The organism is Pseudomonas sp. Os17 (assembly GCF_001547895.1).
Lineage (GTDB): Bacteria > Pseudomonadota > Gammaproteobacteria > Pseudomonadales > Pseudomonadaceae > Aquipseudomonas.
The window spans coordinates 1,930,514-1,948,935 of the sequence record NZ_AP014627.1 but is presented as its reverse complement, the minus strand read 5'-3'; the positions used below and the strand labels follow the sequence as shown (position 1 = coordinate 1,948,935).

The 18,422-nt window shown below is 64.1% G+C and carries 18 protein-coding genes, 4 tRNA genes and 1 pseudogene; 5 read left to right on the top strand and 18 right to left on the bottom strand.

What is annotated here, in order from left to right; translation table 11 throughout:
* Nucleotides 1-93: 93 nt before the first annotated feature.
* The 4 genes from POS17_RS08810 to POS17_RS08795 all read right to left on the bottom strand — a co-directional run bounded on the left by POS17_RS08810 (nucleotide 94) and on the right by POS17_RS08795 (nucleotide 507).
* Nucleotides 94-169, bottom strand: a tRNA-Gly gene (locus POS17_RS08810).
* Between the two features lie 3 nt (nucleotides 170-172).
* A tRNA-Glu gene (locus POS17_RS08805) sits at nucleotides 173-248 on the bottom strand.
* A gap of 105 nt (nucleotides 249-353) precedes the next feature.
* Nucleotides 354-429: transfer RNA gene (locus tag POS17_RS08800), tRNA-Gly, on the bottom strand.
* Between the two features lie 2 nt (nucleotides 430-431).
* Nucleotides 432-507 (bottom strand) — tRNA-Glu (locus POS17_RS08795).
* A 367-nt stretch (nucleotides 508-874) separates the two neighbouring features.
* Here POS17_RS08795 and POS17_RS08790 point away from each other — a divergent pair.
* A complete protein-coding gene (locus POS17_RS08790; protein ID WP_016968251.1) occupies nucleotides 875-1,645 on the top strand; it encodes a hypothetical protein in 771 nt (256 codons plus the stop codon).
* Between the two features lie 68 nt (nucleotides 1,646-1,713).
* On the opposite strand, the gene POS17_RS32645 is transcribed toward POS17_RS08790, so the two are convergent.
* The 3 genes and pseudogenes from POS17_RS32645 to POS17_RS08780 form a co-directional block, all read right to left on the bottom strand.
* Nucleotides 1,714-2,577 carry a methyl-accepting chemotaxis protein gene (locus POS17_RS32645; RefSeq protein WP_430523208.1) on the bottom strand — a complete coding sequence of 288 codons (864 nt, stop codon included), beginning with the start codon at nucleotides 2,575-2,577 and terminating at the stop codon, nucleotides 1,714-1,716.
* Nucleotides 2,575-2,799 (bottom strand): annotated as a pseudogene (locus POS17_RS32640) (HAMP domain-containing protein); the annotation flags it as partial. The pseudogene POS17_RS32640 and the gene POS17_RS32645, both read right to left, overlap by 3 nt.
* 1,082 nt (nucleotides 2,800-3,881) lie before the next feature.
* Entirely contained in the window at nucleotides 3,882-4,643 is a 762-nt protein-coding gene (locus POS17_RS08780) for an SDR family oxidoreductase (protein WP_060838214.1), read from the bottom strand.
* 236 nt (nucleotides 4,644-4,879) lie between these two features.
* On the opposite strand from POS17_RS08780, the gene POS17_RS08775 reads away from it, so the two are divergent.
* Nucleotides 4,880-5,884 carry an NADP-dependent oxidoreductase gene (locus POS17_RS08775; protein ID WP_060838213.1) on the top strand — a complete coding sequence of 335 codons (1,005 nt, stop codon included), beginning with the start codon at nucleotides 4,880-4,882 and terminating at the stop codon, nucleotides 5,882-5,884.
* A 41-nt stretch (nucleotides 5,885-5,925) separates the two neighbouring features.
* Here POS17_RS08775 and pyrF read toward each other — a convergent pair whose 3' ends face one another.
* Nucleotides 5,926-6,627, bottom strand: coding sequence for an orotidine-5'-phosphate decarboxylase (pyrF, locus tag POS17_RS08770; protein ID WP_060838212.1), 702 nt, complete (start codon nucleotides 6,625-6,627; stop codon nucleotides 5,926-5,928).
* Nucleotides 6,628-6,942: 315 nt separating this feature from the next.
* Between pyrF and POS17_RS08765 the strand changes: the two genes are divergently transcribed.
* From POS17_RS08765 to xopAW, 3 genes are all read left to right on the top strand, one after another.
* Entirely contained in the window at nucleotides 6,943-7,707 is a 765-nt protein-coding gene (locus POS17_RS08765) for a response regulator (RefSeq protein WP_047302778.1), read from the top strand.
* Nucleotides 7,707-8,759 (top strand): sensor histidine kinase, encoded by a 1,053-nt coding sequence (locus tag POS17_RS08760; RefSeq protein ID WP_060838211.1) that lies wholly within the window; start codon nucleotides 7,707-7,709, stop codon nucleotides 8,757-8,759. The genes POS17_RS08765 and POS17_RS08760 overlap by 1 nt, the downstream gene beginning before the upstream one ends.
* A gap of 111 nt (nucleotides 8,760-8,870) precedes the next feature.
* A complete protein-coding gene (gene xopAW / locus POS17_RS08755; protein WP_060838210.1) occupies nucleotides 8,871-9,716 on the top strand; it encodes a XopAW family type III secretion system calcium-binding effector in 846 nt (281 codons plus the stop codon).
* 40 nt (nucleotides 9,717-9,756) lie between these two features.
* Here xopAW and POS17_RS08750 read toward each other — a convergent pair whose 3' ends face one another.
* The 10 genes from POS17_RS08750 to POS17_RS08705 form a co-directional block, all read right to left on the bottom strand.
* Nucleotides 9,757-10,809, bottom strand: coding sequence for an AI-2E family transporter (locus POS17_RS08750; protein WP_060838209.1), 1,053 nt, complete (start codon nucleotides 10,807-10,809; stop codon nucleotides 9,757-9,759).
* Between the two features lie 69 nt (nucleotides 10,810-10,878).
* Complete coding sequence (locus tag POS17_RS08745; RefSeq protein ID WP_060838208.1) at nucleotides 10,879-11,682, bottom strand: DUF4892 domain-containing protein; 804 nt, start codon at nucleotides 11,680-11,682, stop codon at nucleotides 10,879-10,881.
* Nucleotides 11,683-11,690: 8 nt separating this feature from the next.
* The gene (locus POS17_RS08740) at nucleotides 11,691-12,350 is read right to left on the bottom strand and encodes a glutathione S-transferase family protein (RefSeq protein ID WP_060838207.1); all 660 of its coding nucleotides are present in this window, start codon (nucleotides 12,348-12,350) and stop codon (nucleotides 11,691-11,693) included.
* A gap of 50 nt (nucleotides 12,351-12,400) precedes the next feature.
* Entirely contained in the window at nucleotides 12,401-13,255 is an 855-nt protein-coding gene (locus POS17_RS08735; RefSeq protein ID WP_060838206.1) for an alpha/beta hydrolase, read from the bottom strand.
* Complete coding sequence (locus POS17_RS08730) at nucleotides 13,252-14,052, bottom strand: alpha/beta fold hydrolase (RefSeq protein WP_060838205.1); 801 nt, start codon at nucleotides 14,050-14,052, stop codon at nucleotides 13,252-13,254. Before POS17_RS08730 ends, POS17_RS08735 begins: the two co-directional genes overlap by 4 nt.
* Before the next feature lie 114 nt (nucleotides 14,053-14,166).
* Nucleotides 14,167-14,610 (bottom strand): hotdog fold thioesterase, encoded by a 444-nt coding sequence (locus POS17_RS08725; RefSeq protein WP_060838204.1) that lies wholly within the window; start codon nucleotides 14,608-14,610, stop codon nucleotides 14,167-14,169.
* A 31-nt stretch (nucleotides 14,611-14,641) separates the two neighbouring features.
* Nucleotides 14,642-16,309 (bottom strand): AMP-binding protein, encoded by a 1,668-nt coding sequence (locus POS17_RS08720; RefSeq protein ID WP_060838203.1) that lies wholly within the window; start codon nucleotides 16,307-16,309, stop codon nucleotides 14,642-14,644.
* Between the two features lie 172 nt (nucleotides 16,310-16,481).
* On the bottom strand, nucleotides 16,482-16,931 hold the full coding sequence (gene sixA / locus POS17_RS08715; RefSeq protein ID WP_060838202.1) for a phosphohistidine phosphatase SixA: 450 nt from the start codon (nucleotides 16,929-16,931) through the stop codon (nucleotides 16,482-16,484).
* The gene (locus POS17_RS08710) at nucleotides 16,928-17,275 is read right to left on the bottom strand and encodes a DUF4389 domain-containing protein (protein WP_060838201.1); all 348 of its coding nucleotides are present in this window, start codon (nucleotides 17,273-17,275) and stop codon (nucleotides 16,928-16,930) included. The genes sixA and POS17_RS08710 overlap by 4 nt, the downstream gene beginning before the upstream one ends.
* 18 nt (nucleotides 17,276-17,293) lie before the next feature.
* Nucleotides 17,294-18,319 carry an NAD(P)H-dependent glycerol-3-phosphate dehydrogenase gene (locus POS17_RS08705; RefSeq protein ID WP_016965784.1) on the bottom strand — a complete coding sequence of 342 codons (1,026 nt, stop codon included), beginning with the start codon at nucleotides 18,317-18,319 and terminating at the stop codon, nucleotides 17,294-17,296.
* Nucleotides 18,320-18,422 lie beyond the last annotated feature (103 nt).

Here is an 18,422-nt window from a genome sequence, read left to right as displayed (position 1 = left end):
TGACTGGCGGGCCTTTTTTTGTCCAGGGCAGGACGAAGGGCTGAATCGCGGACAAACAAAAACGCCGCTCGATGAGCGGCGTTTTTGTGAATTTGGAGCGGGAAACGAGACTCGAACTCGCGACCCCGACCTTGGCAAGGTCGTGCTCTACCAACTGAGCTATTCCCGCAAATGGCGTCCCCTAGGGGACTCGAACCCCTGTTACCGCCGTGAAAGGGCGGTGTCCTAGGCCACTAGACGAAGGGGACACGCTACCCGGAACACATGGTGTGTGTTTCGGTGTCCAGACCCTGGTCCTAAGACTTCGGTTCTGGTTTCACTCGGCCCCGCCCGAAAGCAGTGCCGTTTAAAATTGGAGCGGGAAACGAGACTCGAACTCGCGACCCCGACCTTGGCAAGGTCGTGCTCTACCAACTGAGCTATTCCCGCATTGGCGTCCCCTAGGGGACTCGAACCCCTGTTACCGCCGTGAAAGGGCGGTGTCCTAGGCCACTAGACGAAGGGGACACGCTACAACATTCACTGCCTTCAACGTTTCGCGCTTTGCTTTCCGTTGAAAGTGGCGCGCATTCTATGGATGCTTTGGGAGGCCGTCAACCCCCAGATATAATTTTATTTAAATCAATGACTTCGGGGCAGTTTCAGACCCGCTGCGGGGTTTTCTGTGGTCCAGGCTTTGACGCCTATATTCTGTCACTCGACAAGGCGTTATAGTCCTCCGCAGCCGGTAATGGCAATTTGAACCCGAGGTGCTGCCCGGACCATTGCCATCTATATAAGCAGTACCCGCCATGCCCGGCTCGTCGAGCGGCGCTATGCGCCTAAATGCCAAGCCACTACACTCGCACGCGAATCCTATAACGAGGTTTTAACGGTGACACCACTCATGATCACCCTGCTGGTAATAGCCGGGATCGCACTATTGATCGCCATTGGCTACATGAACCATGTGGTGGAAAACAACAAACTGGAAAAGGCCCGCACCAAGGTCGAACTCAATGACCGCCTGCGCCGCTGCGGCGAGATCACCGAAACCTTCCCCGGCCAGTTCATGACCCCGGCCCTCAAACTGCTGCTGACCCGCCTGGAGCTGAACGTGGTGCAGCGCATGCTCAGTCTCGACAAGACCGACAACGCGCTCAAGGCACGCCAGGCCGAGCTCAACACCCTGATTGGCCAGGGCGAATCGATTCCGGTGAACAACCCGCCGGCCCCCATCCAGACCGAAGCCAAGGCCAAGGATGTGCGCTTCCTGCTGGAGGCGATGCACGGCCAGGTCACCCGTGCCGCCCACGACGGTTTCCTGCAACCCAATGAGGCCAAGCGCTGGATCAAGGAAATCCGCCACATCCTGGTGCTGCTGCACATCGAGTTCTTCAACAACCTGGGGCAGTACGCCCTGCAACAGAACCAGCCGGGCCAGGCCCGCCTGGCCTTCGAACGCGGCGTGCAATACCTGCGCAAGCAACCGGATCCGGCGGTCTACAAGGAACAGCTGGAATACCTGGACAAGCTCCTGGTTCGCGCCAACTCCATGGTGCTGTCGACCCTGGAGCCGGCGGAAGATGAGGTCAACGAGCTGACCCAGGGTCTGAAGACCGTGGAAGCCGACGCCGACTGGAAAAAGAAAGCCATCTACGACTGAAATAAAAAACCCTTGTCCGGCGCACCCGCGCCGGACAAGGGTTCGATAGCGCTACGCCCTCCCCGCCGCTACAAGCGGAAATGCCCCACCATCCCTTTCAATTCCACCCCCAACTGCGCCAGCTCGATGCTCGACGCGGCATTGCCCTGCATGGCCAGTGACGACTGATCGGCACTGGCACGAATGCTGGTCACGCTGCGGTTGATCTCCTCCGCCACCGAACTCTGCTGCTCGGCGGCGGCGGCGATCTGCTGGTTCATCTGCTGGATCAACGACACCGCCGCGGCAATGCTGCCCAGGGCGCTCTCCGTCTGCAGGGCATCACTGACCGCCAGCTTCACCAGCTCGCCACTGCTCTGGATCTGCTGCACCGAAGAATCGGCGGCGGCATGCAACGCCGTCACCAGGCGCGCGATCTCCTCGGTGGATTGCTGGGTCCGCTTGGCCAGGGCCCGCACTTCGTCGGCCACCACGGCAAAGCCCCTGCCCTGCTCCCCCGCCCTGGCTGCCTCGATGGCGGCATTGAGGGCCAGCAGGTTGGTCTGCTCGGCCACGCTCTTGATCACATCCAGCACACTACCGATGTTGTCGATCTCGGCGCTCAGGCTTTCGATGCCGCTGCTGGCCCGGGTCGCGGAGTCCGCCAACTGCTCGATCCGCTGCATGCTCTGGCGCACCACCTGTTGCCCGCTCTCGACCTTGTCATCCGCAGCCTGGGCCGCCTGGGCGGCTTCCTCGGCGTTACGCGCCACATCGTGCACCGTGGCGGTCATCTGATTCATGGCGGTGGCCACTTGCTCGGTTTCCTCTTTCTGGCTGCTGACTTCCAGGTTGGTCTGCTCGGTCACCGAGGACAGCGACTGGGCCGAACTGGCCAGTTGCTCGATCCCGGCCTGCAGGCCGCTGACGATACCGCTCAGGCCGCTGCCCATCTGCTGCATCGCCTGCATCAACTGGCCGATCTCGTCCCGCCGGGTCACCGCCACGCTGGCCGTCAGGTCCCCGGCAGCGATCTGCTGAGCCACATGCATCACGCTGCGCAGCGGCCGCACGATCAGGCGCGTGATGCTCAGGGCCGCCAACAGCCCCACCAGCAGGGCCAGGGCCGAGGAGCCGATGATCAGCAAGGAGTTCTTGTCCAGCTCGCCCTGCATCGCCAGGTCCTGGGCGACATAGGCCTGGTCGACCCGCGCCATCACCTGGGCCGCGCGCTCATGCAGCGTCTGATAGACCTGTTTTTCCTGAGTCAGCAGACCGGTGTATTCGTTGAGTTTTTCACTGAAGTTGCCGATGTGCCCCGACACCTCGTTGAGCACCGTCTGGTAACCCGCATCCTTGACGGCGGTCTTCAGCTGTTCGGCCTGAGCCAGCGCCTGCTCGGCCTGTTCGATCTTGCCCTGCTCGGCACTGGCCTGCTCATCGCCCTTGCGGTTCTGGTCCAGGCGCAACCGCGCTTCGTTCATGGCCTGCAGCATCAGGCGTGAAACCTGGCTGATCTGGTTGGCCTGCTCGATGAACTCCGCACCCTCCTTGCCCTGGGAATCCTTGAGGGTGTAGGCGCCGTCATCCGCCAGCCCGGCCTGCAGTACGTCAAGGTTGTTGGCCACGCTGGACACCGACCAACTGGCCATTTCCAGAGCCAGGTCCTTGGCCTGGGTCAGCTCGACGAATTCGTCGAAGGCCTTGCGATAGTCCGCCAGCGCCAACTCGACATCGGCCATCGCCGTCTGGTTGGCCGCCGACTGCCCCTTGAGCTGCTGGGCCAGCCGCAACAGCCCCTCCAGGCTCTCGTGCAGGCTGTCCACGGTCTGGCTGTCGCCATGCAGGGCGTAGTCCTGCTCCAGCAGCCGCACCTTGAGCACGCCACTGTTGAGCTGGGACATCTGCTTGAGGCCATCGAAGCGCTGGCTGATGGTCTGCAGCGACCAGACGCCAATGCCGGCCACCAGGGCCGTCAAGAGCAACACCAGGGCAAAACCGATACCCAGTTTCTTTGCCATGCCCAGGTTGGCAAAACGTCCACTCGCGGCCGAAGTCATGGTGCGCAGTCCCCTTCCAATCCCCAATGGCCATAGGGCCATCCGTCTGTGCGAAGGGTCGCAACGGCGTGCACCGACGCACAAGTCTTCACAGCCGGAATAATGGCAAAAAGCTACGCGGAGGTCGTTTTCAGGACACTGGAGGTCGATTCCATCCAGCCCCCGCGGCGACAGGCGCCGGGGGGCCGGCCGAGGGCTCAGATCGCGGTGGCACCACCATCCACCGCCAGCGCATGACCGGTGGTGAAGGCCGCGCCATCGCTGCACAGGTAAAGCACGGCGCTGGCGATTTCCTCGACCTTGCCGATACGCCCCACCGGGTGCATCGCCGCGGCGAACTCGGCCTTCTTCGGATCCGCTTCATAGGCCCGACGGAACATGTCGGTGTCGATGACCGCCGGACAGACCGCGTTGACCCGGATCTTTTTCTTGGCGTACTCGATGGCCGCCGATTTGGTCAGGCCGATCACCGCATGCTTGGACGCCGCATAGATGCTCATTTTCGGCGCCGCGCCCAGGCCCGCCACCGAGGCGGTATTGACGATGGCCCCGCCGCCCTGGGCCAGCAGCAACGGCAGCTGGTACTTCATGCACAGCCAGACGCCCTTGACGTTGACCCCCATGATGGCGTCGAACTCGTCCAGGCTGCCCTCTGCCAGGCGGCCCTTCTCGATCTCGATCCCGGCGTTGTTGAAGGCATAGTCCAGACGGCCATAAGCCTCGAGGGTACGGGCCATCAGCTGCTGTACATCCGCTTCCTGGGTGACGTTGCAGGGCACGAACACCGCCTCGCCTCCCGCCGCGCGGATCAGCGCCACGGTGCCTTCGCCCCCGGCCACGTCCAGATCCGCCACCACCACCTGCAAGCCTTCAGCGGCAAACGCCAGGGCCGTCGCCCGGCCGATTCCATTGGCCGCGCCGGTCACCAGGGCCACCTGGCCGGAAAACGTCATGCTCATTGCAAAGATCCTCGTTCAGATACGGGTCAGCTGTGGGGCCCATCTAGCCATAGCCGTCCCGGTCGGCGTCAGCATTATCAGAAGGCCGGTTGAGGTCTTATGCATCCTGGTGATGAAAATGCCGGGGCGTTCATCACCACACTGGATCGACACCCATTCGCTGAATCGGCAAACCTTGCGACAACCCACCTGAGGGTCTATCAACTAGGGCTTCATCCACCCCTTGAGTGCCTGCCATGACCAGCCTGACCAATCGCCAGTTCCTGCTCGCCAAACGCCCCGTCGGCCCGGCTACCCGCGACACCTTCACCTACCAGCAGGTAGCCGTGGGCGAGCCCGCCGCCGGGCAGATCCTGGTGAAGAATGAATACCTGTCCCTGGACCCGGCCATGCGCGGCTGGATGAACGAGGGCAAGTCCTATATTGCGCCGGTGGCCATCGGCGAAGTCATGCGCGCCCTGGGCGTGGGCCAGGTGATTGCCTCCAACAACCCCGGATTCGCCGTCGGCGACTACGTCAATGGCGCCCTCGGGGTGCAGGACTACTTCCTCGGCGAGCCCCGTGGCTTCTACAAGGTCGACCCCAAGCTGGCCCCTCTGCCACGCTACCTGTCGGCCCTGGGCATGACCGGCATGACCGCCTACTTCGCCCTGCTGGACGTCGGCGCGCCCAAGGCCGGCGACACCGTGGTGCTGTCCGGCGCCGCTGGCGCGGTGGGCAGCATTGCCGGGCAGATCGCCAAGATCAAAGGCTGTCGCGTGGTGGGCATTGCCGGCGGCCAGGACAAATGCAAGTTCCTCATCGACGAACTGGGCTTTGACGGCGCCATCGACTACAAGAGCGAAGACGTCAACGCCGGGCTCAAGCGCGAATGCCCGAAAGGCGTCGATGTGTATTTCGACAACGTCGGCGGCGACATCCTCGATGCCGTGCTCAGCCGCCTGAACGTCAAGGCGCGGGTGGTGATCTGTGGCGCCATCAGCCAGTACAACAACAAGGAAGCGGTCAAGGGACCGGCCAACTACCTGTCGCTGCTGGTCAACCGGGCGCGCATGGAAGGTTTCGTGGTCATGGACTACGCCGCGCAGTTCGCCGCGGCCGGGCAGGAAATGGCCGGCTGGATGGCCAAGGGGCAGCTCAAGAGCAAGGAGGATATTGTCGAAGGCCTGGAGACTTTCCCGGAGACGCTGGGCAAGCTGTTCAGCGGCGAGAACTTCGGCAAGCTGGTGCTGAAAGTCTGAACCTGCGGGAGCCGGCTGGCCGGCTCCTGCAGGCCCGGGTGTTACAGGGCCAGTTCGGCGACCACGTCAGCCAGGGCCTTGGCCGGGTCGGCCGCCTGGCTGATGGGACGACCGATCACAAGGTAATCGGAACCGGCATCCAGGGCCTGGCGCGGAGTGAGGATCCGCCGCTGGTCATCCTGGGCACTGCCCGCCGGACGAATCCCCGGCGTCACCAGTTGCAGGGTCGGATGGGCGCTCTTCAGGGCCTGGGCTTCCAGGGCCGAGCACACCAGGCCGTCCATCCCGGCTTTCTGCGCCAGCGCGGCCAGGCGCAGCACCTGCTCCTGGGGCTCGATGTCCAGGCCGATGCCGGCCAGGTCTTCACGCTCCATGCTGGTGAGCACGGTGACGCCGATCAGCAGCGGCTTGGGACCACTGCGCTGGTCCAGCACATCGCGGCAGGCAGCCATCATGCGCAGGCCGCCGGAGCAGTGCACATTGACCATCCACACGCCCATTTCCGCGGCGGCCTTGACCGCCATGGCGGTGGTGTTGGGAATGTCGTGGAACTTCAGGTCCAGGAACACTTCGAAACCCTTGTCGCGCAGGGTCCCGACAATCTCGGCGGCGCAGCTGGTGAACAGCTCCTTGCCGACTTTGACCCGGCACAGTTTCGGGTCCAGTTGATCGGCCAGTTTCAGTGCGGCGTCACGGGTGGGAAAATCCAGGGCGACGATGATAGGAGTCTGGCAGGCGGACATGAAGGGGCTCTCAGGCAAGTCGAAATCGGCGCGGATTGTAGCGCAAGCCGGGACGATCCGGGACCCGATCAGAGGTAAATCCTCCTCAACGGTGCCAGGGATCTTCGATCCGCCGGCAAATCCGCGGGCCGCCCGGCATTTGTATCAACGCAGATACACTGACGACACGCCAGCAACAATACCCGGCGCTACCCTCGCCAGCCGCAACACCCTCGAACAGCACTTCCTGCCCCCGGGCCGGACGCCTATGCTGAAGCCATAACCTCGCCGTCGCCTCCTGATGGCCGGCAGCCTACCTGGCAGATGAACGCACCCATGCATAACACTCCAGCCCCTCTGAACGACGACTCCAAAGCCGTGGCCAATGGCGACGACAAGCGCTGGAACACTCGGGCCCTGATCGTCGATGACGACGTGCCGATCCGCGAACTGCTGATCGACTATCTGGCGCGCTTCAACATCCACGCCAGCGGTGTCACCGACGGTGCAGCAATGCGCCAGGCCTTGCAGGCCGAGCACTTCGACGTGGTGGTGCTCGACCTGATGCTGCCCGGTGAAGACGGCCTGTCCCTGTGCCGCTGGTTGCGTAGCGAATCGGACATTCCGATCCTCATGCTCACCGCCCGCTGCGAGCCCACCGACCGCATCATCGGCCTCGAACTGGGGGCCGACGACTACATGGCCAAGCCCTTCGAACCGCGGGAGCTGGTGGCGCGGATCCAGACCATCCTGCGCCGGGTCCGCGACGATCGCAGCGAACAGCGGGCCAATATCCGCTTCGACAACTGGCGCCTGAACAGCGTCCTGCGCCAGCTGATCTCCGCCGACGGGCTGGTGGTGCCGCTGTCCAACGCCGAGTTCCGCCTGCTCTGGGTATTCATTGAACGCCCGCGCCGGGTGCTGAGTCGCGAACAACTGCTGGACGCGGCCCGGGGCCGCTCCATCGAGGCCTTCGATCGCAGTATCGACCTGCTGGTGTCGCGCCTGCGGCAGAAGCTCGGGGACGACCCGAAATCGCCGCAACTGATCAAGACCGTGCGTGGCGAAGGCTACCTGTTCGACGCACGAGACATCGGCTGATGCGCGGGCGCTTCGATACGCTGTTCGGCCGGCTGTTTGGCCTCCTGCTGATCGCGATCGTGCTCGCCCACCTTCTGGCGTTTTTCTGGTTCCACCATTACGGACACCCGCCGCCGCCCCCTCCACCGCCACCGCCGCCGGTGGCCCTCGGCAATAGCCCTCCTGGGCCGCCGCCGTACTTCCCGCAACGTCCGCCACGCCCCTGGTTCGGCGGACCTTTAGTGCCTCTGACCTTCCAGCTGATCTCCCTGGTCATTGCCGCCTGGTACGGCGCCAAGCTGCTCTCGCGGCCGATCCAGCGCCTGAGCGACGCCGCCGAACGCCTGAGCGAAAACCTCGACAGCCCGCCCCTGGAAGAGGTCGGCCCGCGGGAAGCACGACAGGCCGCCAGCGCCTTCAACCAGATGCAGAAACGCATACGGGAACAGGTCCAACAACGCGGGCGCATGCTCGGCGCCGTGTCCCATGATCTGCGCACACCGCTGTCACGCCTGAAGCTGCGCCTGGAACAGATCGAGGACAGCAAGCTGCAGGGGCAGATGCGCCAGGACCTGGACGACATGATCAAGATGCTCGACGCCACCCTCAGCTACCTGCATGAACAGCGCACCAGCGAGGCCGAGCAATGGATGGACGTGCAGGCGCTGGTGGAGTCGCTGTGCGAGAACGCCCAGGACCAGGGCGCCGATGCCCAGGCCCAGGGCCATTGCGCCCCGCTGCTGGTCCAGCCCATGGCCCTGCAGTCGTGCATCAACAACCTGCTGGACAACGCCCTGCGCTACGCCGGCCATGCCACTCTGGCCCTGGAAGACCATCGGGATCAGTTGCTGATCCGGGTCATCGACCATGGTCCCGGCATCGCCGCCGACAAACGCGAGGCCGTGTTCGAACCCTTCTTCCGCCTCGAAGGCTCACGCAACCGCAACTCCGGCGGCGTCGGCCTGGGCATGACCATCGCCCGCGAAGCGGCAGAGCGCATGGGCGGCCAGTTGCTGCTGGAAGAGACTCCCGGCGGCGGCCTGACCGCGGTGCTGCGCCTGCCCCGCCCCTGAGTCCCTTGTGTAGCCACGGGTACAAAGCGCCCATACCCAGGACAACTCCAGCCTTGAGGCTGCATGAGCCGGTGCCTCCACCGGATCCATTCATCCCAAGGAGCGAGTCCAATGATAGGTAGCGTCAGCAGCAACTATTCGAGCTATTACAGCTCCAGCAGCAGTGCCTCCAGCACCAGCCGCGGCCAACAATTGCAGAAGGACCTGTTCGCCAGGCTCGATAGCAACGGCGACGGCGAGGTGAACCAGGACGAGCTGAACAACGCTCTGTCGAACAAGGGCGACAAGGGTGTCCTGGTCAGCCTGAGCAAGAACTTCAGCGAACTGGACAGCGATGGCAACGCCAGCCTGAGCAGCGATGAAATGGCCGCCATGGCGCCACCGGCGCATCACGGCCAGGCACCCGGCACCGAACTGGCGGACGCCCTGCTCAGCGCTCTGGACAGTGACGGCGACGGCGTCATCAACAGTGACGAACTGAGCAGCGGCTTGAGCAGCGCCGGTAGCAGCGCCGACAGCAAGCAGCTCTTCTCGGCCCTGGACAAGAATCAGGATGGCAACGTCAGTGCAGACGAACTGGCCGCCAGCCTGACGCCGCCTCCACCGCCCCCGCAACAGCTCTCCGGCGAGCAACTGTTCGGCCAGCTCGACAGCGACGGCAACGGCAGCATCAGTGCCGACGAACTGAGCAGCGCCCTGCAGTCCGGCGACAAGAACTCGGCCAGCAACGACAGCAGTTCGGCATTGCTGAAAATACTCGACAGCGACAGCAGCGGCGGCATCAGCAGCGATGAGCTCAAGGCTGCGCTGCAGGCCGGACGCAACCAGGACAGCGAGACTCAGAACCCGCAGGCCAACCTGACCGAAGCCCTGGGCAAGATGATCGCCAACCTCAGCAAGCAGTATCAGCTGAACCCTGCCAGCAGCGTCGGCAACAGCGTCAACGTCGCCGCCTGATGGGTGCTTGCCGCTCCCCTGTCGAGCGGCAAGCCGCGGCTCAGCGCGGCTCCTGGGTCCGGGCCTGACTGGCGCTCCAGTCCAGCAGCAGGCTGTAGGCCACCGCCAGCAGGGTCGGACCGATAAACAGACCGATAAAGCCGAAGGCGATCAGGCCGCCGAACACCCCGAGCAGCACAATCACCAGGGGCAGGTTGCCACCGCGACTGATCAGGTAGGGTTTGAGCACGTTGTCGACGCCGCTGATGATGAAAGTGCCCCAGATCCCCAGAAACACCGCCATGCCGTATTCGCCCTTCCAGGCCAGCCAGGCCGTGGCCGGAATCCACACCAGGGGCGGCCCCATGGGAATCAGGCTGAGCAGGAAGGTGACGATCCCCAGCACCAGCGCCCCTGGCACCCCGGCAATCAGAAAGCCGATCAGCGCCAGCAGGCCCTGGGCCGCAGCGGTGCCGATCACCCCGTTGACCACCCGTTGCACGGTGCCGGCGACCAGATCGATGTAGTAGCCGGCCCGATCGCCGATCAACCGCTCCAGCAGCTTGTGTACGAACAATGCCAGGCGCGGACCGTCACGGTAGAAGAAAAACACGAAGACGATGCTCAGGGTCAGTTCGAGAATACCGCCGCCGATCTGTGCACTGCGGGCCAGCAGCCAGTTGCCCACCTGCCCCAGATACGGCTTGACGGCCAGCATCAGCGCCGCGCCCTGTTGATCGATGCTGTTCCACAGCCCGACCAGACGCTCCCCTACCAAAGGCAGGCTGCCCAGCCAGGCGGGAGCCTCGGGCAGGCCGTCCACCTGCACATCCTTGATAAAGGCCGTGGCATCGCGCACGTGATCCGCCAGGTTGAGCCCGAGCCAGACCAGCGGCGCCGCCACCAGAACCATCCAGCCCAGGGTCAACAGGGCCGCCGCCAGGGACTCGCGGCCATTGAGCCAGCGGGTCAGCAAACGCATCAGCGGCCAGCTGGCAAAGGCCAGCACCGCGCCCCAGAACAGCGCCGACCAGAAAGGCGCCATCACCCAGAAGCTGGCACCGAACAACACCAGGAGCAGAATCTGCACCAGCAGGCGATCGTTATTGGGCATGAAATGTCTCGCACAAGGGTAAACGGAGAAGAGTAGGCGAACCCGCGAGTGCAGGCCGCCTGAAACAGCTTAACGCAGCAGTTCGAAGTGCAGCCCGGCGGCTTGGGAGTCGCCGGTTTCCATGCGCGTCGCCAGCACGCCCTGGCCAATCAGGGCCTGGCGCCAGGCCTCGGCCTGCTGGCCGGACAGGCTGACCCGCAGCGTGGTGTCCAGGTTCAGCCCGCGGGAAAGCAGGTTGAGCCAGGCGGGCTGGGGATCGGTCAGCTTGGGCAGGTCCAGCTTGCCCGTGTCCTTCAGTTGCCGCAGCAGGGTCGCCGAAGTGGGCAGCAAGTCGCCCAGGGCAGCGCTGGCGTCGAACTGCTCCACGTGCAGGTAGGCCCGGCGGTTACCCCGGGTAATGCTGTACAGGGCCACCAGGGAGTTGTCCTGGGGCGCCGCCAGGCGCAACAGCAAATAGGCTTGCTGCTCGTCGGCGCCAAACAACTTGGCGTTGCCGAAGACCTCATTGGCCCACAGGCTGCTCTCGCCACAATCCCGGGCCTGGCACCAGAACAGCAGCTCTGCCCCCTGTTTCTGCAGGGCTTCGCGAGCCAGGGTGAAGGCTTCGTTGGAAGTGCGTTCGGCGGGCAATTGGTAGGTGATGGCCGTGAGCTTGCCCCGGGCATTGACCTGACCGTCAAAGCGCAGTTGGCCGCTGATTCTGCGGATCGAGCCCAACGGGTAGACACGCTCCTGCTCCACTTGCGGACGGTAGTCGACGATTTGTGCATCGGTCAGACGGGGCACCAGGGGCAGGTCATGGCTGCCGGGCAGATCGGCGGCAAGGGCCAGGGTGCTAAGGAAGGACAAGCCCAGAACACTGAGTGAACGCATGGAAACTCTCATCGGATAAGCATGGCCTGGGCGCCCTTGACGACGCTGGCGTCGTCACTGCGTTGCGGAACCTGCAAGCCACGCTGGACCGCAGGCCGGGCCTCCAGGGCCGCCATCCAGCGTTGCAGGGCCGGCAAGCCCTGTACCGAAACACCGGACCACTCATGACCGCGCACCCAGGGGAAGGTGGCGATGTCGGCAATGCTGTAGTCCCCGGCCAGGTACTCGACCTGTTGCAGGCGGGTGTCGAGGACTTCATACAGGCGCCGGGTTTCATGCTGATAGCGATCGATGGCGCCCTGGAGCTTTTCCGGAAAATAGCGGAAGAACACGTTGGCCTGGCCCTGCATGGGCCCGATGCCGCCCATCTGGAACATCAGCCACTGCATGACGATCGAGCGGCCCTTGGTATCGCTGGGCAGCAGTTGGCCGCTGCGCTCGGCCAGATACACCAGGATCGCGCCGGATTCGAATACGGGAAAATCGCCATTGTCTCGGTCGACGATGGCCGGAATACGCCCATTGGGATTGATCTTCAGAAACGCCGGCGCCTTTTGCTCGCGCTTGTCGAAACTCAGGGCATGCACCGTGTAGGGCAATCCGAGCTCTTCAAGCAGGATGGAAACCTTGTGGCCATTGGGGGTCGCAGCGGTGTACAGATCTATCATGGTTGTCTCCCATTTCAACCCGCCCAGCCTCGACAGTTGACCCCGTCAAGTCAAGGAACGGCGAAAAACCGATTGAAACAGTCTGCGACAGAGGTTGCGCCGGCCTCATCGTTGAGGTGCAGATGATGGCCGCCCGGCAGCTGTTCCCGGCTAAAGGGTAGACGCTGCAGCAGGGACTCGTGCCGAACCAGCATGCCGTCGGCAGCCACCACCAGCTGCGTCGGGCAACTGACCCGCTCGACGAAGGACATGGCCTGCTCCTCGGTCAGACGCAGCGGCGATGCCAGGGTCAGGCGGCTGTCGCTGCGCCAGGTATAGCCACCGGGCACCGGCATCAGACCACGCAGGGCCAGCAGCTCGGCAGCCTCGCGACTGACCGCCACCAGCCCCTTCATCCGCGCTTCGATGGCTCGCTCCAGCGTGCTGTAGACCGGCTTGCGCTTGTCCTGCAGGTCCAGTTGCGCCTGCAAGGCCATGCCCAGCCGCTCGGCGGCACCTGCAGCGCTGGCGGTCGGAGGAATCACGCCGTCGATCAGGGCCAGATGGCTGACCCGCTCCGGCAGCGCCGCCGCCAGCACCAGCGACACGATCGCTCCCAATGAATGTCCCATCAGGGCAAAGCGCTTCCAGCCCAGCTGTTCAGCCACTTGCAGCACGTCATGGACGTAATCCCACAGGGCATAACCCGCGCCCGGCGGACGGTGCCCGGAATGCCCGTGACCGGCCATGTCCAGGGCCACGATGCGCAGGCCTTTGAGCTTGGGCGCCAGCCGGGCGAAGCTGTTGGCGTTGTCCAGCCAACCATGCAGGGCGATCACCGGCAAGCCGTCCTCGGGCCCGAACAGATGGGCCGCCAGCTCGATGTGGGGCAGGTTCAGGCGAACTTCCTCGACGACCTGGCTCATGCACAGCTCCGGCGCTGTTCCCAGCGGGTGAAGAGTTCCTTGAGCAGGGTGGCGGTGGCTTCGGGCCGCTCAAGAGGAAACATGTGGCCGCCGGGCATGGTCAGGGACTCGCCCAGGGGCATACGCCCCACGGCACTGGTGTGATGCCGCATCACCACCCGACTCTGCTGGCCGCGCACCACGGCCAGGGGCACCTTGAGCTGGCGAGCGCTGCCGGGGCTGGTGTGCGGTACGCCGCGATAGATGCTGATCTCGGTCGCCGGATCGAAACGCAGGCGCAAGCGGTCACCCACCTGCTGCAGGCCATGCTGCAAGTACGCGTCCAGGCAATCGGGGTCGAAGGCTCGGAACAGCGTCTTGCGGGCAAAGTAGCTGCGCGCCGATTCGACATCGGCAAACTCCTCGCGGCGCCCCAGGGTTCGCCCGGCGGGAGTCAGGCGGTCGATGAAACCAAAGCGCTTGGCGGCGCGGATCACCCACTGGTCGGCCCGGGTCAGCACTGGCGAATCGAGCATCACCACCCCCCGATACAGCTCCGGGCAGCGCAGGGCCGCGTGCAGGTGCAGCACGCCCCCCAACGAGTGCCCCACGCCCCACACCGGCTGCGCCTGCTGTTGCAGGTGGTGGATCAGCTCATCCACCAGACTCTGCCAGTTGTCGTCCACCGGAAAGCGCGGGTCGTGGGCATGCTGCTGCAAATGAGCCACCTCGAACTCCGGCGCCAGGGCAGCAAACAGCTTGCCGTACGTGCCGGAGGGAAACCCATTGGCGTGAGCGAAAAACACCTGTTGCGACATACCGACCTATCCATCCACCAAACCAACACCGATTGTCCGCAGGCCCTTGCACCAGGGCAATGACCGTAACGGACAGGAATACTGACACCCAGGCTCAGCCTATGGCGCGCTCACTCATTGCGCCGGCGGCGTTTGCCCCAGAGGCACCACGGCCATGGTCAGGCGCGAAATACAGCTGGCCTTGCCTTCATCGCTGCTCAGGCGGATATCCCAGACATGGGTGGTGCGCCCGATATGAATGGCCCGGGCCACCGCCGTCACCCGGCCGCTGCGCAAGCCGCGCAGGTGATTGGCGTTGATCTCCAGGCCCACGCAATAGAACTTGCTGGCATCGATACACAGGTAGCTGGCCATGGAGCCGACGGTTTCCGCCAGCACCACCGAAGCCCCGCCATGCAGCAACCCGTAGGGCTGGTGGGTGCGATGGTCGATGACCATGCTTGCGCTCAGCGATTCCTCATCAAACGACTCGAAGCGAATATCCAGCACTTCGCCGATGGTGTTCTTCTGTGCCGCGTTCAGTTGCTCGATGTTCGGAGTGGTACGCCATAGGCTCATCGCTGCTTCCCTTCTGGGTGGTTATTGTCGATCAATCCTGCCACAGCACGGCTTCGCTGCGCTCGCTCCAGCGTTGAAAACTGCCGCCATAGGTGGCCTCGATCACATTGCGCTTGATCTTCAGGGTCGGGGTCAGAAAGCCGTTCTCCACGGCCCAGTTGTCCTTGACCACCACCAGCCGATGCAGCCGTTCATGCTTGTCCAGGCCGCCATTGACCTGGGCCAGCAGGTTTTCCAGGCTGCTGTGCAGCCCTTCCCGGGCGCTGCCTGCCGCGGCCTGCAAGCCCGCCGCCGAAAGCACGCACAACCCCAGAGGAGCGCTCAGACCGTCCCCCACCACGCACACCTGCTCGATATGGGCATGCACGGCCAGGCGATTCTCGATGGGTGCCGGGGCCACGTACTTGCCCTTGCTGGTCTTGAAGATTTCCTTGAGCCGACCGGTCAGGCGCAGATTGCCGGCTGCGTCCTGTTCGCCCTTGTCGCCGGTGCGCAGAAAACCGTCCTCGGTGATGGTTTCGGCGGTCTTCTGCGGGTCCTTGTAATAGCCCTGCATGGTGGCCCCGCTGCGCACCTGGACCTCGCCCGCGTCATCGATACGCACTTCAACCCCGGGACAGGGCCGACCGATCCAGCCCGGCACCTGCTCCCCGGAACGGCCGATATGGGAATAACCGCAACTCTCGGTCATGCCATAGACCTCCAGTACGTCCAGGCCCAACCGCCGATACCAGTGCAACAGTGCCTGGGGCACCGGCGCCGCCCCGGACAAGGCCACCCGCAAGGCGTCCAGCCCAAGCCCGGCCAGCACCTTGTGACCGACGCGCTTGCCGATCAACGGCAGGCTCAAGAGAACGTCCAGGCGCCTGGCCGGCACCTTGCTGTAGACCCCCATCTGGAACTTGGTCCAGATTCGCGGCACGCCGAACAGGGCTGTGGGCCGGGCCCGCCGCAGGTCCGCCAGGAAGGTATCGAGGCTCTCGGCGAAGAACACGGTCTGCCCGGTATAGATCGCCGCCATCTCGACAAACATGCGCTCGGCCACATGACACAGCGGCAGATAGGACAGCAGTCGATCCCCCGGGCCCAGGCCGAAGAGTTGTGTCCCGTGAGTGGCGGCAAAACCCAGATTGCCGAAGCTGTGCATCACCCCCTTGGGCAGGCCCGTGGTACCGGAGGTGTAGATGATGGTGGCTAGTTGCTCGGCCGGTGGACTTGGATTGTCAGCCAACGGCTGACAGCCTTGCAGATCGTCCCAGGTGCAGTCGAAAGTGCCTTCAGGGGCCAGCGGCAGGCGCACAGTGGGCAGACCGGGCCTGATCCCCGGGGCCATGCCCGGCCAGTCATCGAGCTTGCCGATGAACACCAGGGCCGACTCTGAATGCTCCAGTACCTGGGCCACCGAATCGGCGGTGAGGTTGGGATACAGCGGCACCGACACATGCCCGGCCATCCAGATCGCCAGGTCGCTGATGATCCAGTGCGCGGAATTCTTGCCAATGATTGCGATATGACTGCCGGGGGGCAACTGGCGCTCCCGCAGCCATTGGGCGGCGCGACGGGCCTGCTGGCCGACCTCGAACCAGCTCAGCTCCTGCACCTGACCTCCGGCGCTGGGCTGAACCAGAAAACATTGCTGGGGATGACGAGCCTCGCGCTCGTAGAACACTTGCAGCGGCAAACGAAAAGCAGCAGCCATGACTCGCTCCTTTGTTTTTATTCTGTTCGCGACACCAACCAAGCACTTGCTCGGTCGACTATTCCACGCACAAAGGAGGGCTGCAAGTTAAGAAATGTAGCGCCGCACAACCGGGTGTCGGTCACCCCGACGGACCGGCGGCGGCCAGGAACCGTCTGGCCGCCGAGGCGCTCTAGGGGTGCTTGACGCTATTGAGGGTCATCAGCCCCGCCAGCGGCCAGTCGCCTTCCAGCTCCGCCAGGCTGGCGGTATTCATGGGCTGGGGATCACGCAGATGACCGTGCTGCAACAGGCCGATCAGGTTGCCGACCAAGGGTTGGTGGCTGACCAGCAGCAGGTTGTCCGCACTGTCCAGATGCTCCAGCACCTGCAATGGGTTGGCCTCCGGGGTCAACCAGGGCACGGTGAGGATCTCGCCCTCGAAGCCCAGGGCCTGACGCACCAGTTGCGCCGTTTGCTGGGCCCGCACATAGGGGCTGGCGATGATCGCACTGATGGGCTGGCCAATCAGCTGCGCGGCGCTGCCCAGCACTTCCTGGCGGCCGTGGGCCGTAAGGTTGCGCTGGTCATCGCTGGCCGCATGGGATTCGGCCTGGCCGTGACGCAGTACCCACAACTTCACAGCTTGGGCTCCTCGTCACGCACCGGGTGGGGCGCCGGCGGCACACTGTGGGGGGCCTCCCCTTCAGGGGCCCGCGGGGTCGGCCAATCGGCGAACGGCCAGGGTTTCTGCTCGGTGTGGAAGCTGCCGAACCGGCCAATCTGCGCCAGGAACTGGCTCAGGCTGTCGCCAAAGTTCATCAGCCCGGCATTCGGCGCGCCGTAGATCAGGCGATAGATCAGTTGCACCAGGACCAGGGCGCCCAGAAGAAACTGCGCCACCTGCCACACCATCACGAACACCAGCATCCACAGCACGCGCAGGAGGATGGATTCGTATTTGGCTTCGGAATTCGTATCGTTCATGTCTGGCTCCTGTGCTACTCAGTTGAATCCGCTGGTGGAGATAAAGTCGACGTCGGTTTTCGGCTCGCCACGCATCAGCAGCTCGATCACCTGATTCAGCGTCCGCCCTTCGAACAGAATCGCATGCAGGCCGGCGACCAGCGGCATGTAGACGCCCAGTTCCTGGGCCTTGGCCTTGAGCACCTTGAGGGTGTTGACGCCCTCCGCCACTTCGCCCAGGCGGGTCACCGCGTCCTCCAGACTCAGGCCCTGCCCCAGGGCAAAGCCCACCTGGTAGTTGCGGCTCTTGGGCGAGGAACAGGTGACGATCAGGTCGCCGACTCCGGCCAGGCCGAGGAAGGTCATGGGATTGGCGCCCTGGCTGACGGCAAAACGGGTCATCTCCGCCAAGGCACGGGTGATCAGCATGCTCTTGGTGTTTTCCCCCATGCCCAGGGCCACCGCCATGCCGGCGATGATCGCGTAGACGTTCTTCAACGCCCCGCCCAGCTCGACGCCAAAGCGGTCGGCACTGGCGTAGACGCGGAAGGTCCGCCCGTGCAATGCCGCCTGGACCCGCTGGCACAGCTCTTCATCTTCACTGGCGACCACGGTGGCGGTCAGAGCATGCTCGGCCACTTCCCGGGCCAGGTTGGGACCCGACAACACGCCAATGCGCGCCGCCGGGGCTATGTCCTCAAGGATCTCGCTCATCAGCTTGAAGGTCTGGGCCTCGATGCCCTTAGTCAGGCTGACCAGCAGCTTGCCGCTCAGCAACTGCGCGTGGGGCGCCAGTACCGAGCGCAGGGCGCTGGAAGGCAAGGCGACGAAGCACAGGTCACAGTCATTCAGGGTGGCCAGCAGGTCGGTGACCGGCTCCACCGCCGGATGAATCTTGATGCCTTTGAGATAGCGCGGATTCTCGCGATTGACCCGAATGGCCTCGGCCTGCTCGGGATCACGCATCCATTGCCGCACCGGGTGACCGTTTTCGGCCAGCAGATTGGCCACGGCGGTACCAAAACTTCCGCCTCCCAGGACCGCAATAGGGCGCTGTTGTGTCATATGCAATCCGTTTATCCATAGCAGTGGCGATGGCGGCATTATACGGGGCGCTTTTCCCACCACCAGCCCCACCGGCCATTCAGGCAACCTGTCGGGAACACGC

Coding starts and splice junctions, on each gene's coding strand:
- POS17_RS08710 (WP_060838201.1), bottom strand. CDS start 17,275: ATGAACGATACGAATTCCGAAGCCAAATACGAATCCATCCTCCTGCGC.
- POS17_RS08750 (WP_060838209.1), bottom strand. CDS start 10,809: ATGCCCAATAACGATCGCCTGCTGGTGCAGATTCTGCTCCTGGTGTTG.
- POS17_RS08725 (WP_060838204.1), bottom strand. CDS start 14,610: ATGAGCCTATGGCGTACCACTCCGAACATCGAGCAACTGAACGCGGCA.
- POS17_RS08735 (WP_060838206.1), bottom strand. CDS start 13,255: ATGAGCCAGGTCGTCGAGGAAGTTCGCCTGAACCTGCCCCACATCGAG.
- POS17_RS08780 (WP_060838214.1), bottom strand. CDS start 4,643: ATGAGCATGACGTTTTCCGGCCAGGTGGCCCTGGTGACCGGCGCGGCC.
- POS17_RS08775 (WP_060838213.1), top strand. CDS start 4,880: ATGACCAGCCTGACCAATCGCCAGTTCCTGCTCGCCAAACGCCCCGTC.
- POS17_RS08730 (WP_060838205.1), bottom strand. CDS start 14,052: ATGTCGCAACAGGTGTTTTTCGCTCACGCCAATGGGTTTCCCTCCGGC.
- POS17_RS32645 (WP_430523208.1), bottom strand. CDS start 2,577: ATGGGCAGCGGCCTGAGCGGTATCGTCAGCGGCCTGCAGGCCGGGATC.
- POS17_RS08760 (WP_060838211.1), top strand. CDS start 7,707: ATGCGCGGGCGCTTCGATACGCTGTTCGGCCGGCTGTTTGGCCTCCTG.
- xopAW (WP_060838210.1), top strand. CDS start 8,871: ATGATAGGTAGCGTCAGCAGCAACTATTCGAGCTATTACAGCTCCAGC.
- POS17_RS08745 (WP_060838208.1), bottom strand. CDS start 11,682: ATGCGTTCACTCAGTGTTCTGGGCTTGTCCTTCCTTAGCACCCTGGCC.
- POS17_RS08740 (WP_060838207.1), bottom strand. CDS start 12,350: ATGATAGATCTGTACACCGCTGCGACCCCCAATGGCCACAAGGTTTCC.
- POS17_RS08720 (WP_060838203.1), bottom strand. CDS start 16,309: ATGGCTGCTGCTTTTCGTTTGCCGCTGCAAGTGTTCTACGAGCGCGAG.
- POS17_RS08765 (WP_047302778.1), top strand. CDS start 6,943: ATGCATAACACTCCAGCCCCTCTGAACGACGACTCCAAAGCCGTGGCC.
- POS17_RS08705 (WP_016965784.1), bottom strand. CDS start 18,319: ATGACACAACAGCGCCCTATTGCGGTCCTGGGAGGCGGAAGTTTTGGT.
- pyrF (WP_060838212.1), bottom strand. CDS start 6,627: ATGTCCGCCTGCCAGACTCCTATCATCGTCGCCCTGGATTTTCCCACC.